Source organism: Streptomyces sp. NBC_00038, from assembly GCF_026343635.1.
Lineage (GTDB): Bacteria > Actinomycetota > Actinomycetes > Streptomycetales > Streptomycetaceae > Streptomyces.
Window position 1 is genome coordinate 5,730,141 of the sequence record NZ_JAPELQ010000001.1, and the last position, 16,539, is coordinate 5,746,679.

Annotated in this window: 12 protein-coding genes, 1 tRNA gene and 2 pseudogenes; 4 read left to right on the forward strand and 11 right to left on the reverse strand. The window is 67.9% G+C overall.

From position 1 onward, the window contains the following. Positions 1–93: 93 nt before the first annotated feature. On the forward strand, positions 94–285 hold the full coding sequence (locus OG219_RS25955) for a ferredoxin (RefSeq protein ID WP_266830273.1): 192 nt from the start codon (positions 94–96) through the stop codon (positions 283–285). A 114-nt stretch (positions 286–399) separates the two neighbouring features. Further along, entirely contained in the window at positions 400–1,335 is a 936-nt protein-coding gene (locus OG219_RS25960; RefSeq protein ID WP_266830274.1) for an FkbM family methyltransferase, read from the forward strand. 23 nt (positions 1,336–1,358) lie between these two features. Here the strand turns inward: OG219_RS25960 and OG219_RS25965 are convergent, their stop codons facing one another. The 8 genes from OG219_RS25965 to OG219_RS26000 all read right to left on the reverse strand — a co-directional run bounded on the left by OG219_RS25965 (position 1,359) and on the right by OG219_RS26000 (position 12,464). Continuing rightward, positions 1,359–2,117, reverse strand: a complete 759-nt coding sequence (locus OG219_RS25965) for a glycosyltransferase family 2 protein (RefSeq protein WP_266830275.1) — start codon at positions 2,115–2,117, stop codon at positions 1,359–1,361. An 8-nt stretch (positions 2,118–2,125) separates the two neighbouring features. Further along, positions 2,126–2,914, reverse strand: coding sequence for a GntR family transcriptional regulator (locus tag OG219_RS25970; protein WP_266830276.1), 789 nt, complete (start codon positions 2,912–2,914; stop codon positions 2,126–2,128). 316 nt (positions 2,915–3,230) lie between these two features. Further along, positions 3,231–7,271, reverse strand: coding sequence for an AAA family ATPase (locus OG219_RS25975; protein ID WP_266830277.1), 4,041 nt, complete (start codon positions 7,269–7,271; stop codon positions 3,231–3,233). Between the two features lie 881 nt (positions 7,272–8,152). After that, a complete protein-coding gene (locus tag OG219_RS25980; protein ID WP_266830278.1) occupies positions 8,153–8,596 on the reverse strand; it encodes a hypothetical protein in 444 nt (147 codons plus the stop codon). Positions 8,597–9,241: 645 nt separating this feature from the next. After that, the gene (locus tag OG219_RS25985) at positions 9,242–10,012 is read right to left on the reverse strand and encodes a transposase family protein (protein WP_266830279.1); all 771 of its coding nucleotides are present in this window, start codon (positions 10,010–10,012) and stop codon (positions 9,242–9,244) included. Positions 10,013–10,452: 440 nt separating this feature from the next. Continuing rightward, positions 10,453–10,860, reverse strand: coding sequence for a hypothetical protein (locus tag OG219_RS25990; protein WP_266830280.1), 408 nt, complete (start codon positions 10,858–10,860; stop codon positions 10,453–10,455). Positions 10,861–11,575: 715 nt separating this feature from the next. Then, entirely contained in the window at positions 11,576–11,983 is a 408-nt protein-coding gene (locus OG219_RS25995; RefSeq protein ID WP_266830281.1) for a hypothetical protein, read from the reverse strand. Further along, the gene (locus OG219_RS26000) at positions 11,976–12,464 is read right to left on the reverse strand and encodes a hypothetical protein (protein ID WP_266830282.1); all 489 of its coding nucleotides are present in this window, start codon (positions 12,462–12,464) and stop codon (positions 11,976–11,978) included. Before OG219_RS26000 ends, OG219_RS25995 begins: the two co-directional genes overlap by 8 nt. An 851-nt stretch (positions 12,465–13,315) precedes the next feature. Between OG219_RS26000 and OG219_RS26005 the strand changes: the two are divergent. Next, positions 13,316–13,858, forward strand: a pseudogene (locus OG219_RS26005) (LacI family DNA-binding transcriptional regulator); the annotation flags it as partial. Positions 13,859–13,979: 121 nt separating this feature from the next. On the opposite strand, the gene OG219_RS26010 reads toward OG219_RS26005, so the two are convergent. The 3 genes and pseudogenes from OG219_RS26010 to OG219_RS26020 form a co-directional block, all read right to left on the reverse strand. Next, positions 13,980–14,053 (reverse strand) — tRNA-Pro (locus OG219_RS26010). 33 nt (positions 14,054–14,086) lie between these two features. After that, positions 14,087–14,882: pseudogene (locus tag OG219_RS26015) on the reverse strand (Pr6Pr family membrane protein). Between the two features lie 83 nt (positions 14,883–14,965). Next, on the reverse strand, positions 14,966–15,892 hold the full coding sequence (locus tag OG219_RS26020; RefSeq protein ID WP_266830283.1) for a metallophosphoesterase: 927 nt from the start codon (positions 15,890–15,892) through the stop codon (positions 14,966–14,968). Positions 15,893–16,014: 122 nt separating this feature from the next. Between OG219_RS26020 and OG219_RS26025 the strand changes: the two genes are divergently transcribed. Continuing rightward, positions 16,015–16,482 (forward strand): GatB/YqeY domain-containing protein, encoded by a 468-nt coding sequence (locus OG219_RS26025; protein ID WP_266830284.1) that lies wholly within the window; start codon positions 16,015–16,017, stop codon positions 16,480–16,482. Positions 16,483–16,539 lie beyond the last annotated feature (57 nt).

A 16,539-nucleotide genomic window follows, 5' to 3' on the forward strand; every position in this document is an offset into this window, starting at 1 on the left:
GGCAGTCAAGTGGGAAAGTCGGAAGTCTCCTGGATTCCGGCCGGCCCGTCGGCCCGCTCCGAGGGACGGCGCCCGCTTGCAACTGGAGTGGATATGAAGGTCTCCGTCGACCGCGACGTCTGCTACGGCTCCGGTGACTGCGCCCACCGGGTCCCCTCCGTCTTCGCCCTGGCGGACTCCGGATACGGCACCGTCCTGCCGGGCCAGGAGGACAGCGGAGACGATCCACAGGTGCGGGAGGCGGCCGACTGGTGTCCGTCCCAGGCCATCGTCATCGACGGGTAGTGCCCATCGCCGGGTGGCGCTGGGTGGTACCGGAGGCTCCGGGCTCCAGTGCGGCCCGGAGGGATCAGCGCGCTACGGTTTCCGCTGGACCGGACCCGGCGGAGAGGCGAGCGGATGCGTGATCCCATTTCAGGGGCTGTTTCGGAGGCTTTGGTCACCCTCGGGCGCCGGTACGTCCGTGGGGCCCCGGGCTCCTTCGGAAAGGCGCTGCTGGCCACGCGCTTTCTGAACGCCCACCTGAGGGAGCACCCGCGCCGGCGGGTCGTCGAGACGCGATCCGGCGCCCGGTTCGCCGTCGACACCCAGGACCTGATCCAGCGGTACCTGTACCTGTTCGGAGTGTGGGAGCCGCACATGACGAACTTCCTCCAGAGCCGGTTGCGGCCGGGGGACGGTTTCGTCGACGTCGGAGCCAACATCGGTGTGTTCAGCGTGCTGGCCTCGCAACTCGTGGGCGATACGGGCCAGGTGGTCGCGATCGAGGCCTCGCCGGTGTTCCATCAGCGGCTGTTGCAGGAGGCCCGGCTCAACGACTGCGGCAACCTTCGCGCGGTCAACTCCGCGGTGTCGGACAGCCGTCAGACACTGACATTCGTGCTGGCGAGCTCGCGCAACATGGGCGCGAACAGCATCGTTCCCTACGACGGCCCGGCGGAGTCCACGTTCGAGATCGAGGCGCTCCCGCTGCCCGAACTGCTCGATCCCTCGGAGATCGCCAACGCCCGGGTGATCAAGATCGATGTGGAAGGCGCGGAGGGAAAGGTCGTCCGCGGCCTGGCACCCATGCTGGACAAGCTCCGGCCGGACGCCGAGATCTCCGTCGAGGTCACGCCCGACCGGATGGCCCAACTCGGCGATTCCGCCGATGAGTTGATGAAGACGATGACGGGCGCGGGCTTTCACGTCTACCGGATGGAGAACAGCTACGCCCCCGGGAGCTACCCGCCCGCACTCAGGGGAGCGCCCCGCGCGCCGGTGCGCTGGCGCGGCCCGCTGCTCGGCGAGAGCGACTTGATCTTCTCCAGGCTGGATGTCGAGGCGCTGGTCTGAAGGAGCCTTCGTCGGGATCCGGGTCAGCCGGAGACCGGGAAACGCCAGCCGAAGGAGGCCAACGCCCTTGCCCTGGCCTCCACCACGGCCATACGGGCTTCCCGTTCGGCCGGATCGACGTGCGAGGTCTGCCCCGTCGCCTGCCCTTCCCACTTCCGGTAGAGAAGCCCGACCTCCGCCGAGAACCACCCCCGGCTGACGGCGTTCAGCGCGAGGAGGAGACCGGTGTCCTCGGATGCGGGCAGCGCCATCCAACCGCCGAGGGCGAGCAGCAGGTCACGCCGTACGAAGAGCGTCGCGGGGTGCACCTGCGCGCGGAATCCGTTCGCCTTCCAGAAGTCGAGCACGGCACCGCGCTCGACGGGCCCGTTGTCGGGGTCGCCGGGAAAGCCGGCGGTGGAGCCGTCGGGCAGAAAGTCCAGCACCCGGGAGGTCGCCCAGCCGATGGTGCGGTCTCCTTCGAGGGCGGCCAGGTCGCGGGCGAGCGCACCCGGAGCGAGCTGGTCGTCGGCGTCCAGCACCTTGACGTACTCGCCGTCGGCCCGGGCGAGCGCGATGGTCCGGGCGACCCCTGGACCCCCGGGCCGGCCCTGGCGGAAGGTCACGCGCTCGTCCTCAGGCACGTGCGGGGCGACGGTGTCGGTCCTCCCGTCCTCCTGGATCACCCAGTGCCACTCCCAGCCGTCCGGAAGTACCTGCTCGCACAGCGACTTGTAGGCCTCCGTCAGGAAGTGGGCCGAGGGCCCGTGGACGGCGGTGACGATGATGATGCGCCGGCTCACGGCAGCACTCACCACCTTTCCAGTGGAGTGGTGAAGAGCAGCTCGGTGCGATCGCCGGGCAGGACGATGTCGGAGAGGTCCACGACGCGGTTGTCGAGGTCGTGCGAGGTCTTGCGCAGGACGAGTACGGACGTGCCGCGCGGCAGCTCCAGTTCGTCCGCCTCCTCCGGTGTCGGCGGCCGGGCCGTGACGCGTTCCTCGACGCGGTCCAGCTCGATGCCGACGGTGTAGAGCTGGTTCTGCGAGCCCCCGGGCCACGGCTCCTTGGTCTCGTCCAGGAGATCGGGATTCCCCGCGATCATGTCGCGGACCAGGTAGGAGGTCACCAGGTTGAAGGGTGCGGTCTCGGCGGCGTAGCGCGTCCGGTAGGTGCGTTCGAGCAGCGCGGTCCCCTCGGGGACTCCCATGGCCTCGGCGATGTCCTGGGGCGCCTCGATCTCGCGGTAGGACGCGTGGAAGACGAGGTCGTCCAGTACGAGCCCGGTGTCGTGCTCGGTCGCCCCGGTCTGCGCCCGCTCCGCCACCGGCTCGCGCACCCGGCCCTTCTCCCACTGGTGGCGGGAGTTCGCGCGCCGCGCCATCGTCCGGGGGCACCGGACGAAGTTGCCCCGGCCGTGCCGCTTGTCGATCAGGCCTTCCTCGTTCAGAACCCGGAGAGCGTTCTGAACGGTCGGCACGCTCCTCCGGTAGTGGCCCGCCAGATCCGTCTCCGACGGCAGCTTGTCACCGGGCTTGCGCCTGCCCTCACGGATGGACCGGCGCAGGTCGTCCGCGATCACTTCGTACGCCTTCGGCACAGCCGCTCACCGATCCGTCACGGGGATCTCAGCCTACGACTCCTAAAGAGGTCTTGACGAGTCGGGAGGCTCGCGGGTTCCGGAACCGGCGACTGCCGCAGGGCACGCAAGAACCCGACCGCTGGAGACGGGGGATGCACCAGCGATCGGGCCTGTCCCAAGCGTAACAAGGCTGCCGGGGCAGCGGGAGCCGACTGCTCAGCTGCGACGAGGCGTTGTGATCGGGATCACGCACGGTCGTGAGCTTCCCGGACCGGTGGTCGGCGCCCAGGTCCGCCGCCGGTCGCGGGGCTCCGCTACTGGCTGCGCGGCTCCGCTACTGGTCGCACGGAGACTCGTACGAGAGGCGAGGAAGATACTCGTGCCATTTCTCCGGTGTCAGAACACCCCGGGTGGTCGAGCAGATACGGCGAATGGCCTCGTCGACGTCGAGGTTCCAGAGCCGGACGGTATCGGCCCCGCTGGATACACCGAGCGTGTGGCTCTTGGAGCTGAACGAAAGGAAATTGCCCGTTTTGGCGTTGGGGCTCATCGACTGGCCGATCGGGGTGGCCCTGGACGGGACGGTGACGTCCCAGAGGCGGACCGTGTTGTCGTTGCCGCCGCTCGCCAGCTTGGTGCCGTCCGGGCTGAACGTCAGCGACACCACCGATTCGGTGTGGCCCGTGAGCGTGGACTCCAGCCGGGGCGCCCTGTCCTTGGAGGAGTCGGTGACGTCCCAGAGGCGGACCGTGTTGTCGTCGCTGCCGCTGGCCAACGTACGGCCGTCCGGGCTGTAGACGAGCGCGTTGATGGGCCCCAGATGTCCCGTGAGGGGCGCGCCGAGCGGTGTCGCGTGGCGCGGGTCGGCCACGTTCCAGAGCCGGATGGTGACGTCCGCGCTGCCGCTGGCCAACGTACGCCCGTCCGGACTGAAGACGAGGGAGTTGACGTACCCCTTGTGGCCGGTGAGCGGCGCACCGAGCCGGACGGGGTGGGACAGGTCGCTGACGTTCCACAACTGGATGGTGCGGTCCTCGTAGGCGGTCGCCAGCGTGCGCCCGTCCGGGCTGAAGGCCAGCGCGGCCGCGAACCGGGTCCGCAGGGCGACGGGCTCTCCGTAGGCGACGGGCCGGGACGGGTCGCTGACGTTCCACAGCTGTACCGCGCGGTTTCCGGTCAGCACCGCGAGTGTGCGGCCGTCGGGGGAGAAGACCGGCTCACGCAGCTCACCCTCGCCGGGCATGAACGGATCACCCAGCGACACGGGCCGGTCGGGATCCTCCACGTTCCACAGCCGGACCTTCTCGTCGCGCGCGGCCGTGGCGAGCACCTTCCCGTCCGGGCGGAACGCTCCGATGCGGCCGATCATGTCCGAGGTCGGTATCGACCACAGCCGGACCGTGTTGTCGCCGCTCCCGGTGGCCAGGGTCCGTCCGTCGGGGCTGAAGCCCAGGGCGTACATCTCGCCGCTGCTCCCCGCGAGCGGCTCGCCGACCTGCGAGGGGTACGACGGATCGCTGACGTTCCACAGACTCGCCGTACTGTCCTGGCTGGCGGCGGCGAGCATGGTTCCGTCGGGGCTGAAGGCCACCGACCAGATCGGGCCGGTGTGGCCGGTGAGCGGTGCGCCGAGCGGTTCCGCGTGGCGGGGGTCGGCGACGTTCCACAGCCGGACGGTGTTGTCCGCGCTGCCGCTGGCGAGGGTACGTCCGTCGGGGCTGAAGGCCACGGAGTGCACCAGGCTCGTGTGCCCGGTCAGCACCGTGCCGATCCGCACGGGATGACGCGGATCTGCGGTGTTCCACAACCTGACCGTGTTGTCGTCGCCACCGGCCGCCACCGTCCGTCCGTCCGGGCTGAACGCCACGGAGCGTACGGCGTCGGTGTGGCCGGTCAGAGCACCGAGCTTCTTCGGCCGGCCCGGGTCGCGCACGTCCCACAGACCAACGGTGTGATCTTCGCTCGCGGACGCCAGAGTGTGTCCGTCCGGGCTGAAGGTGATCAGGTAGATCGTGCCGTCATGGCCGGTCAGGGGCGCGCCGAGCGGGCGCGGGTGGTCGGGCTCCCGCACGTCCCACAGCCGGATCGTGCCGTCGTCGGCAGCGGTGGCGAGCGTGCTGCCGTCGGGGCTGAAGACCGCGCTGCTCACCCAACTCGTGTGGCCGGTGAGGGGTTTGCCCAGCGGTTTGGGACGAGTCCGGTCCGATACGTCCCACAGCCGGACGGTCCGGTCGTAGCTCGCGGTGGCCAGGATCAGTCCGCTCGGGCTGAACGAGGTGAGGTACACGGCGCCGGTGTGCCCGAGGAGCGGTGTGGCCAGCGGCGCGTTCACGATCGAGATCAGCCGGTTGTTCGCGCCCTCGTCGTCCGGCCGCAAGCGGTGGGCCACCAGGTCGAGTTGAGCCGACAGCGACGGGTCCGTGTACTGGACGCGATCGGCTTCGGCGATCACCTGCTCGAACACCGCGTCGTTCCGCTGCTGCCACGCGACCACCGCCGAACCGACGGCCAGCATCGCCAGGACGACCAGGGCCGACACCGCGCCACGGCCGATCCAGACCGTGCGTTTGCGCAGCCTGACCGAAGCGGCCAGGAACTCCACCGCGCTCCGGGTCAGGAAGGTGTTCCCGGCGGATTTCGCCCAGCCACGGGCCTGCTCCAGACGGGAACCCCGGTAGAGCAGCGAGGTGTCGCGGTTCGAGCCCTCCCAGGCCCTGCCGTCCTCCTCCAACTGCTGGCGCAGCAGGTTGCTGTTCTTGTCCTCGCCGATCCAGTCGCGCAGGCGCGGCCAGGCGTGCAGCAGCGCTTCATGGGTGATCTCCACGGTCTCCGCGTCGAGCGTCACCAACCGGGCCTGAACCAGCGCCTCGAGCGATTCCTCCGTCTTGCCTGGGTCCGTCGACTCCTCCGCCAGTTGGCGCCGCGTCCCCCGCCTCCGGGTGGCCTGCGTGTCCTCGCCCAGCCGGACCAGCCGGAGGAGGAGCAGTCGCGCCGCCGTACGCGCCGCCGGATCGAGGCCGGACCAGGCCTGCTCGGCGGTCGCCGCCACCGCCCCCTGGATTCCGCCCGCCGCGCGGTAGCCGGCCAGCGTGAGCCTGCCCGCCTTCCGTCGCTGCCAGGTGGCGAGCAGAGCATGCGACAGGAGCGGCAGCACCCCCGCGTCGTGCGCCCCACGCGGGCCGTCGGCGCTCAGCTCCCGGACGATCAGCTCCGCAAGGCCCGGTTCCAGTTCCAGGCCCACGGCCTTGGCCGGGCCGGTCACCGCTTCGCGCAGCTCCGCGGTGGCCAGCGGCCCGAGCACCATGTGCCGGTGCTGGAGCGCGTCGGCCAGTTCGGGATACCCGAGGCACTGCTCGTAGAAGTCGGCGCGTATGCCCAGGACCACGAGCACGGGGGCCGGGTCGACGGGGTCAGCGGCGCCCGCGGGGGCGGCGGGCGAGCACGCGGCGTGCAGGAGCTGGACGAAGGTGCGCCGCTGCGCCTCGTCGGAGCAGAGGGTGAACGCCTCCTCGAACTGGTCCACGATGATGACCGGAGGGTCGGCGGAGGACGCCTCGCGCCGGGCCCACGCGGTGATGGCCAGCCGCACGTCGTGCGCGAATCGGGGAGTACAGGGATCCTCGGCCGCAGGATCCCCCTCTTCCTCCCCATCCCTCGCGGCGGAGAGGACCTGCGCGAGCTCAGGGATCCGCCGGGTCAGTTCGGCGAGCGGATCGCCTCCCGGCACGAGCTGCAGAACCACCCGTGCCCGGCTGTCGTCGTCCCCCCGGGCCCCGTCGCGCAGCGCGGGCACCAGACCGGCGTTAAACAGGGACGACTTGCCCGCCCCCGAGGCACCCACGAGCATGACAAGGCCGCCGGTCTTCTCCGCCGCGTCGAGCTGAGCGATGAGAGCATCCGTGCTCCGCTCACGGCCGAAGAACCACCGGGCGTCCTGCTGACGGTAGGAAGCCAGCCCCCGGTACGGGCACACGGCCGGGGCCTCGACCGCGGCGTGCTCCTCCACTTCCGCGGATGCCGGGGCGCGGTCCCCGACGGGAACGGCCACCGCCCGCTCCCACAGACGCTGCCACTGGACCGGGTCGTACAGTCCCGGGGACACCGGCACGGGCCGCGAGCGCCGCGCATCGGGTATCAGGATCTGCAGCACCGCCGCGAGCGCGGCGAACTGGGCAGGCACGTTCTTGGCCCGTCGCCAGTCGCTGATCCGCTGAGCGGACACCCGCACGGGCCGCCCGCGCTCATCGACCCGATGCAGCCGTACGACCGCCTCGGCCACGCGACTGAGGGGAGGATTGCCGGCCTCCTTGTAGAGCAGCGCGAGACGCTCCGCGAAGGCAATGCGTGCCCCTGAGTCGGAACTCAAGGCCTCCACCCCTTACTTCCGCCGCACCTGGACATCCGGACCGGAAAACTCACCTTATACGGCTGACCTGCGGCTAAGCCGCTCGTCCGGCTCCGGAACCTCCTCCGCGCGACCCACAACTGGCAGGATCACGCCCCAGTAGCGAACCAACCGCGCGGCGCCCGGCCAAACCACCAGCTCAGCGCTCGGAGACCAACTCATGACGCTGCACGTTTTCGGTCAACTTCCACTGGAGTGACAAGACGGCGGCGAAGCCCCCGTCGCGAGGCCCTGAGACCTCCGCGGAGCCGCCCCCGACCGGGACCGCCATCGCACTGACTCGCACCGACAAGGGTCCGGCTTCTCCTCGATCCGCCCGACCCGCCCCTGATCCACTCGATCCGTGCCGGTACGGCATACGGCACGGACCGACTCCGCCCGCACCGTTCGGTACCGGTCCCCACGTGGGGAGGGACCGGTACCGAACGGTGCGGCATGCTCAGGCCGCGCGGACCGGCGTACGCCCGCCTGCTCCCGCCCCCGAGCAGAGACCGCATCCCGCTCCCGAGCCGCCCCCCGGAAAACACATCAGGCCTGGTTCCCGTTTCCGGAAACCAGGCCTGACCTGGTGCTAAAGCTGTCGGGGTGGCGGGATTTGAACCCACGACCTCTTCGTCCCGAATTAGGCCCTGGAAGATCGTCTGCCTGTGCGCTAGGTCAAATTTGCAGGTCAGGGCGTTGGGGAGCATTGGTCTCCGTCGGCGCCTCAGGTCCCCTGACGCAAGATCATCTCCAGAACTTCTCGCAGGACAGCACTCGGGCTCACCGCGCGCGATGCAGGAGTCGGCGTGTGGTCCGCAGTTCCGTGGCCCGCTGTCTGGCACTGACCACCGCGGCGCGAGCCTCGGAGACTAGGCCCTACTGCGCGGGACTGGAACGGCGATGTATAGCTGCCGGAGTCCGTGCATGGCGGCATGGAACGCGGCCGCGATTTCGCGTGCCCTCTGCTCGCTCTTGATCGCCCATATGGAGATGTAGTCAGGTGCAATGTTGGCCTGCGTCACGGTGCCGTCAGAGACCAGTACTTCAATCGCGGACTGTAGGACAGCCACCGCCTGTTCCGGGATGGTGGGCCCGCTGCTGGCAAAAGCGTCGAGCTCCACCTTCCAGCGCGATCCCTGACGAGCGATGCAGACAAAGATCGCGTCGTTGGCCTTGGCGCTTCTGTAGGCCGTGCGGTGAGCATCCGGTTTGGTGCAGTCGGGGATGAGCGCAGCGGAGAGAGGCGTTCCAGGCGTCGGCATGTTCACATCGTCGCAGGCGCTCACGCCGCCAATCAGGCGAACACTGGCCATCGCAGCCAGCCCCGCCAACCTGTTTCAGTACCGCACAACGTGCGGGCACAGATCACGCTGTTCGTAGCCGCCGCGAACGCCGGCGCTCACTGAGCTCCAGAAGCCATGTGCGTCGCTGAAATGCCCACCGAGGGTGTGCCAGGCCATCTGCGGAAAGTCGGTCCGAAGCGCGGCCAGGCCCGCTGTGGCGAGTCCACAACGCTGGTACTCCGGCTCGGTGTGAGGCTCCTCGACCCAAGCTAGCTTGCAGCGGCGGCACACCTTGTAGTCGACCCCAAACACAGTCTCGCCGTGCAGGTTGGCCGCTCGCTGTCGCCAGCCGGAACGAGTAGGCGAAATCGTGTCCTGCCATGGAGTGCTCAGCTGAGGTGGGTCGGGCCAGCCCTTGGGGTGGCCCAGGCGCCCGCGGGTGATGCGGTACAGACACGGACGTAGCGGCTCAAGTCCGTAGGAGCGCCCCAACTCGCTAGGTTGCCCGCTGAGGCGCAGTGCTGCTTGCCGGTCCTCTTCATTCGCCATGGCGTCCATGGTGCCCACGCCGATCCCGCTGCACGCGCGGTATCGAGCGCCACGGCCAGGCGCCGCTAAAGTGTGTTGCAGAAGGCCGTAATTTTGCAGGTCAGGGCCCGATCGCGGCTGTTCTGATCACGTGGCCAGGGCAAGGTTGTGCATGTGCGCGACGGCTTGGACCGCGTGGTGAAGACCTTCGCCGTGCTGCCGACAGTCGCGGAGGATCTTGTAGTTCTTCAGCCGGCCGATCGCATGCTCGACCCGCGCACGGACCCGGCGGTGCTCCGCATTGTCGGCTTCTTCTCCGGCCAGCAGTGGTCGGCCGGGTCGTTTGCGGTGCGGGACGACCAGGCCGGTGTTGATATAGGCGCCGTCGCCGAGCACGGTGACGCCCTGGCACCGGTCCGGCAGGCCGGAGTTGCGCCACACGTGGGCGTCGGCCTTGTTGCCCGGGGCCGGGCGGGCGGCGGCCACGACCAGGCGGGTGTCGGCATCGATGATGACCTGCACGTTTGCGGAGAACCGGTAGTTGCGGCTCGAAGCACCGACCTTGCGGTCGCGGACCGGGACGAGCGTGCCGTCCACGATCCACAGCCGGTCCGCGGCATCGACGGGACGGGAGGCCGGCTCGAGCGCGAGGAGGGGCCGCAGCCGCTGGATGACCCTGCACACCGTGGCAGGCGAGACCCCGAACAGCGACGCGAGCTGCCGCATGGTCAGGTTCGTCCGGTAGTAGACCGCTACCACCAGCACCCGGTCGGCCAGCGGCAGACACCACGGTCGCCCGATCCGCGGACCGTCGCCACCCCGCTCCCGCACCACCTTCAGCAGCCGCTCGAACTGCTTCATCCGCAGTCCAGTGAACGTCTCCACCCACAACGGATCAGCCCTCAACACCCCACGCATACACGGGAGATGCCCTAATCACGGCCTTCTGCAACACGCTTTAGGCCTTGTCCCGGAAGTAGGAGGTGCACCGGCGGACGGTCCGCGAGTACATGGCTGACACCTGGTTCGTTCGGGTGCTCCACGCGCGCCACGCGGGGAACGTTGCCGAGCGCCGACGTCAGCGACGATCAGCCGCCTAATCCGCCGGTTCCCGCCCTGCTCTCCCGTCTGCCGCGCCACACTGCGTTCATGGACGACGTCGTGTTCATGGTGCGGGCTGCGTTCCGGGCGGCCTGCCAAGCTCAGTTAGACCGCCTGTGCCAACTCCTGGGCGCCCGGCCGACGATGCTGCCCAATGCCGGTGTCGGCCGCGGCTGGGTTGCACGCGCCGTACCCGCAACGAAGGCCCCGGACACCGGAGATGGCGGACGAGTCCCGGTCGTGCGCGGGTAGTTCGGCTACGTGATGACGAGCATCACGATCCACATGACCGTGGTCAGCGCCGGCATGCCGTAGACGATGAACAGTGTTGAGCTGGGCCCGGGGCGACGGAACTCGGCCAGGATCTCCGCGACGTCTGGGAACCGTTCAACGAGCCTCCGCTGAATGACCCGGTTGTGCCAGTAGTGCCGAGAGCCGGAGTAAGCCCAGATCACTGCGAGGGCGATACCGAACACAGCCATCACGCGAGCCGCCGCATGCGTGCTGTTAGTCGTCGCGGTGGTGCTGTAGGCCACGACAAGAAGGGACTGGGCCACCAGGCACAGGTTGCCCCGCTGATTGAGCATGTTCTCTTCGTGGATAGCGATCTGCACCAGACGGGCGTCTTCGTCTCGCCGCTGCTCGTCGTTGCCCGGGGTCGACATGCGGGAGGTGTGCCCGTGTCCAGGGAGGAATAGTCCCGTCCCCATGCACGGTACGGGCACGGCAGAACCCCCGGCGATTCAGACGCCGGAGGCTTGCTGATGTTACGGCTCAGTCCTTTGACTCGGCGTTGGCGTCACGCGTGTGGACTCCGACGCCTGCGCCAGCCATCGTGCCGACCGCTGCGGCGATGGTGGCGAGACCGGCACCGATTCCTACCGCTTCACCCAGGCACGGGCCCGGCAGTCCCAGCGAGACACGGACCGAACCTTCCACCGGACCGCGGATCACCCACCTCGATACGTCATCACACCCTCGGGAGGTGGGGCCAGAACCGAGAGATAAACGGGGCCCATTCACAAGTCCCTTAGCCAGATTCCTACGCTTTACGAGCTGTCCGATCTTGTTCCGCAGTGCATGGACGTCCGCCAATGAGCTCGCGTTGCAGGTCAGACGACGTGCCGGACGTCCATGGAAGAGCGTGTGCTGTACGGATTGGGCAGCAATCGAGACTAAAACTGAGACTGTCCTCAGCGTACGGCTCCTCTCCGACCAGAAGAGCAGGCAGCAGATTTGCAGTCACCACAGAACGGGCAACCTGACGTACCCATACCCTCCTTTTGGATAGAGGGCGCCTCATGCGAATGCACTCTTGCCATTGCGACCTGCAACATACCGAGGAGCGTCAGACTCACCTGTTGGATGCGGGCGCCCTAATCACAAAGGTTGCGGGCCGCCCGGTTGAGTAATCGCCCCCAACGCGGCCCCCGCCGCTCTCACGTCCGCCCTATCACTCTTGCGCGTCACGAAAAGCTTTAGGGTTGCGAACACGCTCGGACTTACCATAATTCCGGCCATCCAATAGTCATGGACTATCCCGAAACCGATGGCGCTACCGATAGAAGCAACTGACAGCACGATCCCTGAAATCATCCCCATCACGTTGAGGCGATTTTGATTTTTCTCCCTAACGGCCCGATGCCCGTCATCAAGTTTCAGCTGGTCGCTCCAGAAGTCGAGAGCAACTTTTAGATGCGCCGCAGGCAAATCAGCCCAGGCAGTCATCGTGGCTGCGACATCACCCCCACGGTCACCCAGAAGACCATCACCACTCTGCTCAGCCACGGCGCCCACCCGAAGGTACGCCAGCTCCAGAATCGGGTACGCCCCCACCTCCACCCACCGGCAGATTACCAATTCCAGGAGGAGGTGGACCGATTAGACGAAAGACCTCGTACACACTTTCGGCGGCATAACGCGCCGCCTGCACGGCATCAGTTGGCTGAATGCCATCGGCAGCAGTACCCGCTCTGACGATCTCGGCAAACCTGGCAAGCCCATCGATGACCGCCTCCTCCTGTAGCTGCAACTCCGCCTCAGCGAAAGCCCGGCGATAGCCGTCGGGGTCCTCTGCCACGAAGCGGGCGTACGCCACTCGCCCCTCCTGGGGAACTTCACGCAAAGAGAGAAAGCGATATCGGTGGTCTAGCTTTTTATCAAGCTCCAGGCGCAATGAAAGTTCGGCCACAGCCACGTCCCGCATGGTGTAACCGCTCGAATAATCCACTTCCGGGAAGGCTTCATCCAGGAAAGAGGCAAGGGTCACGTGCCGACCTGACGGATGGCGAGGTCGATACCATATCCGAAAACTCAGGTCCCATCTATTAACGCTAAATAGCACCTCAGATAGGATGAAAACCAAGAGTGCCGATAGCGAAATACTGGAGGGCGCAGCGGCGACAACTAAACAGAAGGCCACCAGGAGGGGAGTAAACCGAATAGCCCTACCTACTAATTCCCTACGTAGCAGTAAGTGAATTCGTAGTCTGTTGCGACGGCGGGCATTAAAATCAAGCATGCCTCAGCCATCCCCCCTCAAGCATCAGCTTCTGAGACTCTCACAATGAGGCTACGCGTGGTGAGCGCAGCCCGGAACCGTTTTGCCGCAACGCGGTCCCCTCACGTTCACCACTGGCAGTAAGCCACAGCTGCATCGTCTCCAGACTTGTAGCGGGGCCATCGGAGACCCGTGGGATCTGTGGCCTCGACCTTCCGCACGGTCTCAATCAGCTTGCGTGGCCCTCCGGTCTGAAGCGTGGCGAAGACATCGGACCAGGTCGCCATGCCGTATTCCGTGACCAGCCTCGACACACCGTCCGACATCACAGCAGCCGACCGGACGCCTTTCATCGGTGTAGTGCCGGTCAGGGCGTGTTGTGCCGCGTCTGGGTGGGCAGCGGCCACCCAGTAGCCCCCTGGCGTGTTTCGGAGCTGCCGCTGAGCAAGTACGAAGCGCTGTAGCGCCTCCCTGTGCCCTGGGGTGTGAGTCTGGTGATTCTCGACCTCGGCCCGCAGGTCAGGCAATACATCTTCCACTCGTAGGTCACTGATCACGTTGTAGCCCTCGGGGCCGTCGAAGACGATCGGCGAATCGGCCAGCACTAGGTGCTCAAGAACCCCGGGGCGAAGCTAGTCGACGTGGCGCGCCGCTCCGGCGTATCGACCGGCACCGTCTCCAACGTCCTCAACCGCCCGGATGCCGTGGCAGAGCCGACTCGCCTGAAGGTGCTGGAAGCCGTCACCGATCTCGGGTACATCCGCAACGCTGCATCGGGGGAGTTGGCTGCTCACTGGCGGCGCTCCGGTTTCGCCACGTGGCTCCTTCGACCTGCCGCGACAGGGCGGTATCCCGGGCGAGGGGCCTCGAAGCGGGCTGAGGCGTGCTGGGTGCCGATCGCCCCGGGGCTTACTCCGCACGGCTTGCGCCACACGCACAAGACCCTGATGAGGGAAGTGGGGACCCCGCCAAAGCTCATGGACGAACGCATGGGCCATGAGGACGGCTCCGTCCAGTCGCGCTATGACCACATCACGCCAGGGATGCGGCAGGCGCTGATGACTGCGCTCACCGGGATGTGGGAGGAAGCGTTGGACGCGCGCCGGACCGTGAGTCTCAGCTCGCCCGTGACCGCTCTGGACGCGTTGCTGAAAGCCCGCTAGCGGGCGCCAATCTGGAGACAGATTCCAAGATCTTCTCCAGGATTTCTCCAGAGAGCCCCTGGAGAACGAGGCAGGCCCGGCGCTGAAGTATCAGCACCGGGCCTGACCTGCAATTTAGCTGTCGGGGTGGCGGGATTTGAACCCACGACCTCTTCGTCCCGAACGAAGCGCGCTGCCAAGCTGCGCTACACCCCGATTGTCGCTGCCTTGGCGGCGACGTCGTTTACTTTAGCCCACCGGTGGCCGGAGACGAAATCCGGTTTTCGGGGCGTCTGACGCGGCGGCGGACCGGGTCGGGGCGGATGTGGTCGAGGGCGACGAGGAGGAGGGCGAGGGCGTAGAAGGCGAGGCCGAGGAGCAGTGCGTTGGCGAGGACGCCGGGGTAGCCGTGCTGGTCGACGTCCATGAAGGGGTAGAGGTAGCGCGCCGGGGTGCCCGGCGACAGCATCGCACCGCGGGCCAGGGAGAAGGCCAGGTAGGCGAGGGGATACAGGAGCCAGGGGGCCGCGTGGCGGAGGGCCAGCGGGGCGGGGCGGGTGAGCAGGAGCCAGTCGGCCGCGACCGCGATCGGTACCACCGTGTGGAGGAGGTTGTTGGCCACCGCCTGCCAGCCGGTGGGCGGCGCGACGTCCCCCGTCATGGAGAAGACGCCGGCTTGTTTCGCCAGGATCAGGTGGTAGACGAGGCCCGTGATCGAGATGTAGAGCAGGGTGCCGCCCGTCACCGCGCCGGGCAGTGGCCGACGAGCCGCCCACGCCCGCCAGGCCGAGGCGGCGAAGACCAACGCCACGAGCAGGCTGCTCTGGATCGTGAAGTAGCTGAGCACGCGGGCCGGGTTGCCCAGCATCAGGTCGATGGCCACGCCCGCCGCTGCCGCGAGGGCCACGAGGACGCGGAAGGCCGCCGCCACCGGGCGGCGTGCGCGGGCCACCACGGCCGTCGCGGGGACGACGGAGGGAGGCGGCGGGGGGATACCCGGTATCGCGGGGAGGTCGGGTATGTCCTTGGGTATCGGGGCGATCATGGCCCCACGCTAAGACGGATCGACAAACCGGGCGATACGGGTCACCCGGGCGGGTTACGCCGGAATTGACCCGTCCCGCCCCGCTACCCCCGCCCCACCAACGTCAGCAACGAAGCCTCCGGCGGGCAAGCGAACCGCACCGGTGTGTACCGGCTGGCCCCACACCCCGCCGACACGTGCATGTACGACGTCCGCCCCTCCGCCGTATGCGTGGACAGGCCCTTCACGCGGTCCGTGTCCAGGTCGCAGTTGGTGACGAAGGCGCCGTAGAAGGGGAGGCAGAGCTGCCCGCCGTGGGTGTGGCCGGCCAGTATCAGCGGGTAGCCGTCCGCGGTGAACGCGTCGAGCGCGCGCAGGTACGGGGCGTGGACCACGCCCATCGAGAAGTCGGCCGACTCCGAGGGACCGCCGGCCACACGGGCGTACCGGTCCCGCTTGATGTGCGGATCGTCGAGGCCGGTCAGCTCCACGGAGGCGCCCTCGATCTTCAGCTCACCGCGGGTGTTCGTCAGGTTCAGCCAGCCCGCCGTGTCGAAGCCGTCGCGCAGCTCCTCCCACGGGTTGTGGACGGCGCCGACGACTGGCTTGTTGCCGTTCAGACCGTGCTTGCCCTGGGCCTTCTCGAACAGGTACCGGGCGGGGTTGCGGAGTGTGGGGCCGTAGTAGTCGTTCGACCCGAAGACGTACGCCCCCGGGAACTCCATCAGCGGACCCAGCGCGTCCAGTACCTCGGGCACGCCCTCCGGGTCGGAGAGATTGTCCCCGGTGTTGATGACGAAGTCGGGGCGCAGGCCGGCCAGCGAGCGCAGCCAGCGCTGCTTCTTGCGCTGGCCGCTCACCATGTGGATGTCGGAGACCTGGAGAACGCGCAACGGCCGCATGCCGGGCGGCAGCACCGGCACCGTCACCCGTCGCAGCCGGAAGGAACGGGTCTCGAAACCCGCCGCGTACAACAGACCGGCGGCGCCGACCGCCGTGATTCCCAGGGGTACTCCGTATCGCGCGCGCATACGCCCATCGTGTCAGACCCCGGCAACCCGCCGTGCCCGCCTGTGGACAACCTCGGGCGCACGACGAACGCCCCCTGAAATCAACGGGCGGCGGTCTCCCCACACCTGCGACAATCGACGGCATGACCACCCTTAAGTCGAAGCTCAAGGAAGACCTCAACGCCGCCATCAAGGAGCGCGACGAGCTCCGCTCCTCGACGCTCCGGCTGACCCTCTCCGCGATCACCAACGAGGAGGTCGCGGGCAAGACGAAGCGCGAACTCTCCGACGACGAAGTGCAGAAGGTGATCACCCGCGAGGCGAAGAAGCGCCGCGAGGCCGCGGACGCCTTCGCGAAGGGCGGGCGGCCCGAGTCGGCCGAGCGAGAGAAGGCGGAGGGCGAGATCCTCGCCACGTACCTGCCCAAGCAGCTGTCCGACGACGAGCTCCGGCAGATCGTCGCCCAGGCCGTCGAGGAGGCGAAGTCGGCGGGCGCCGAGGGGCCGCGTGCGATGGGCCAGGTCATGAAGATCGTGAACCCGAAGGTGGCCGGCCTGGCGGAGGGCGGCCGCGTTGCCGCCGTGGTCAAGCAACTGCTCGCGGGCGGCTGAACGGGCAGCTGGACGGACGCCTGAACGGCCCGTCCACCACGTACGCCGGTGGGGGCG

What these genes read in the sequence shown, in the direction of transcription:
- OG219_RS25955 (WP_266830273.1), top strand. Translation starts at nt 94, where the DNA reads ATGAAGGTCTCCGTCGACCGCGACGTCTGCTACGGCTCCGGTGACTGC.
- OG219_RS25960 (WP_266830274.1), top strand. Translation starts at nt 400, where the DNA reads ATGCGTGATCCCATTTCAGGGGCTGTTTCGGAGGCTTTGGTCACCCTC.
- OG219_RS25980 (WP_266830278.1), bottom strand. Translation starts at nt 8,596, where the DNA reads ATGGCCAGTGTTCGCCTGATTGGCGGCGTGAGCGCCTGCGACGATGTG.
- OG219_RS25985 (WP_266830279.1), bottom strand. Translation starts at nt 10,012, where the DNA reads ATGCGTGGGGTGTTGAGGGCTGATCCGTTGTGGGTGGAGACGTTCACT.
- OG219_RS25990 (WP_266830280.1), bottom strand. Translation starts at nt 10,860, where the DNA reads ATGTCGACCCCGGGCAACGACGAGCAGCGGCGAGACGAAGACGCCCGT.
- OG219_RS26020 (WP_266830283.1), bottom strand. Translation starts at nt 15,892, where the DNA reads ATGCGCGCGCGATACGGAGTACCCCTGGGAATCACGGCGGTCGGCGCC.
- OG219_RS26025 (WP_266830284.1), top strand. Translation starts at nt 16,015, where the DNA reads ATGACCACCCTTAAGTCGAAGCTCAAGGAAGACCTCAACGCCGCCATC.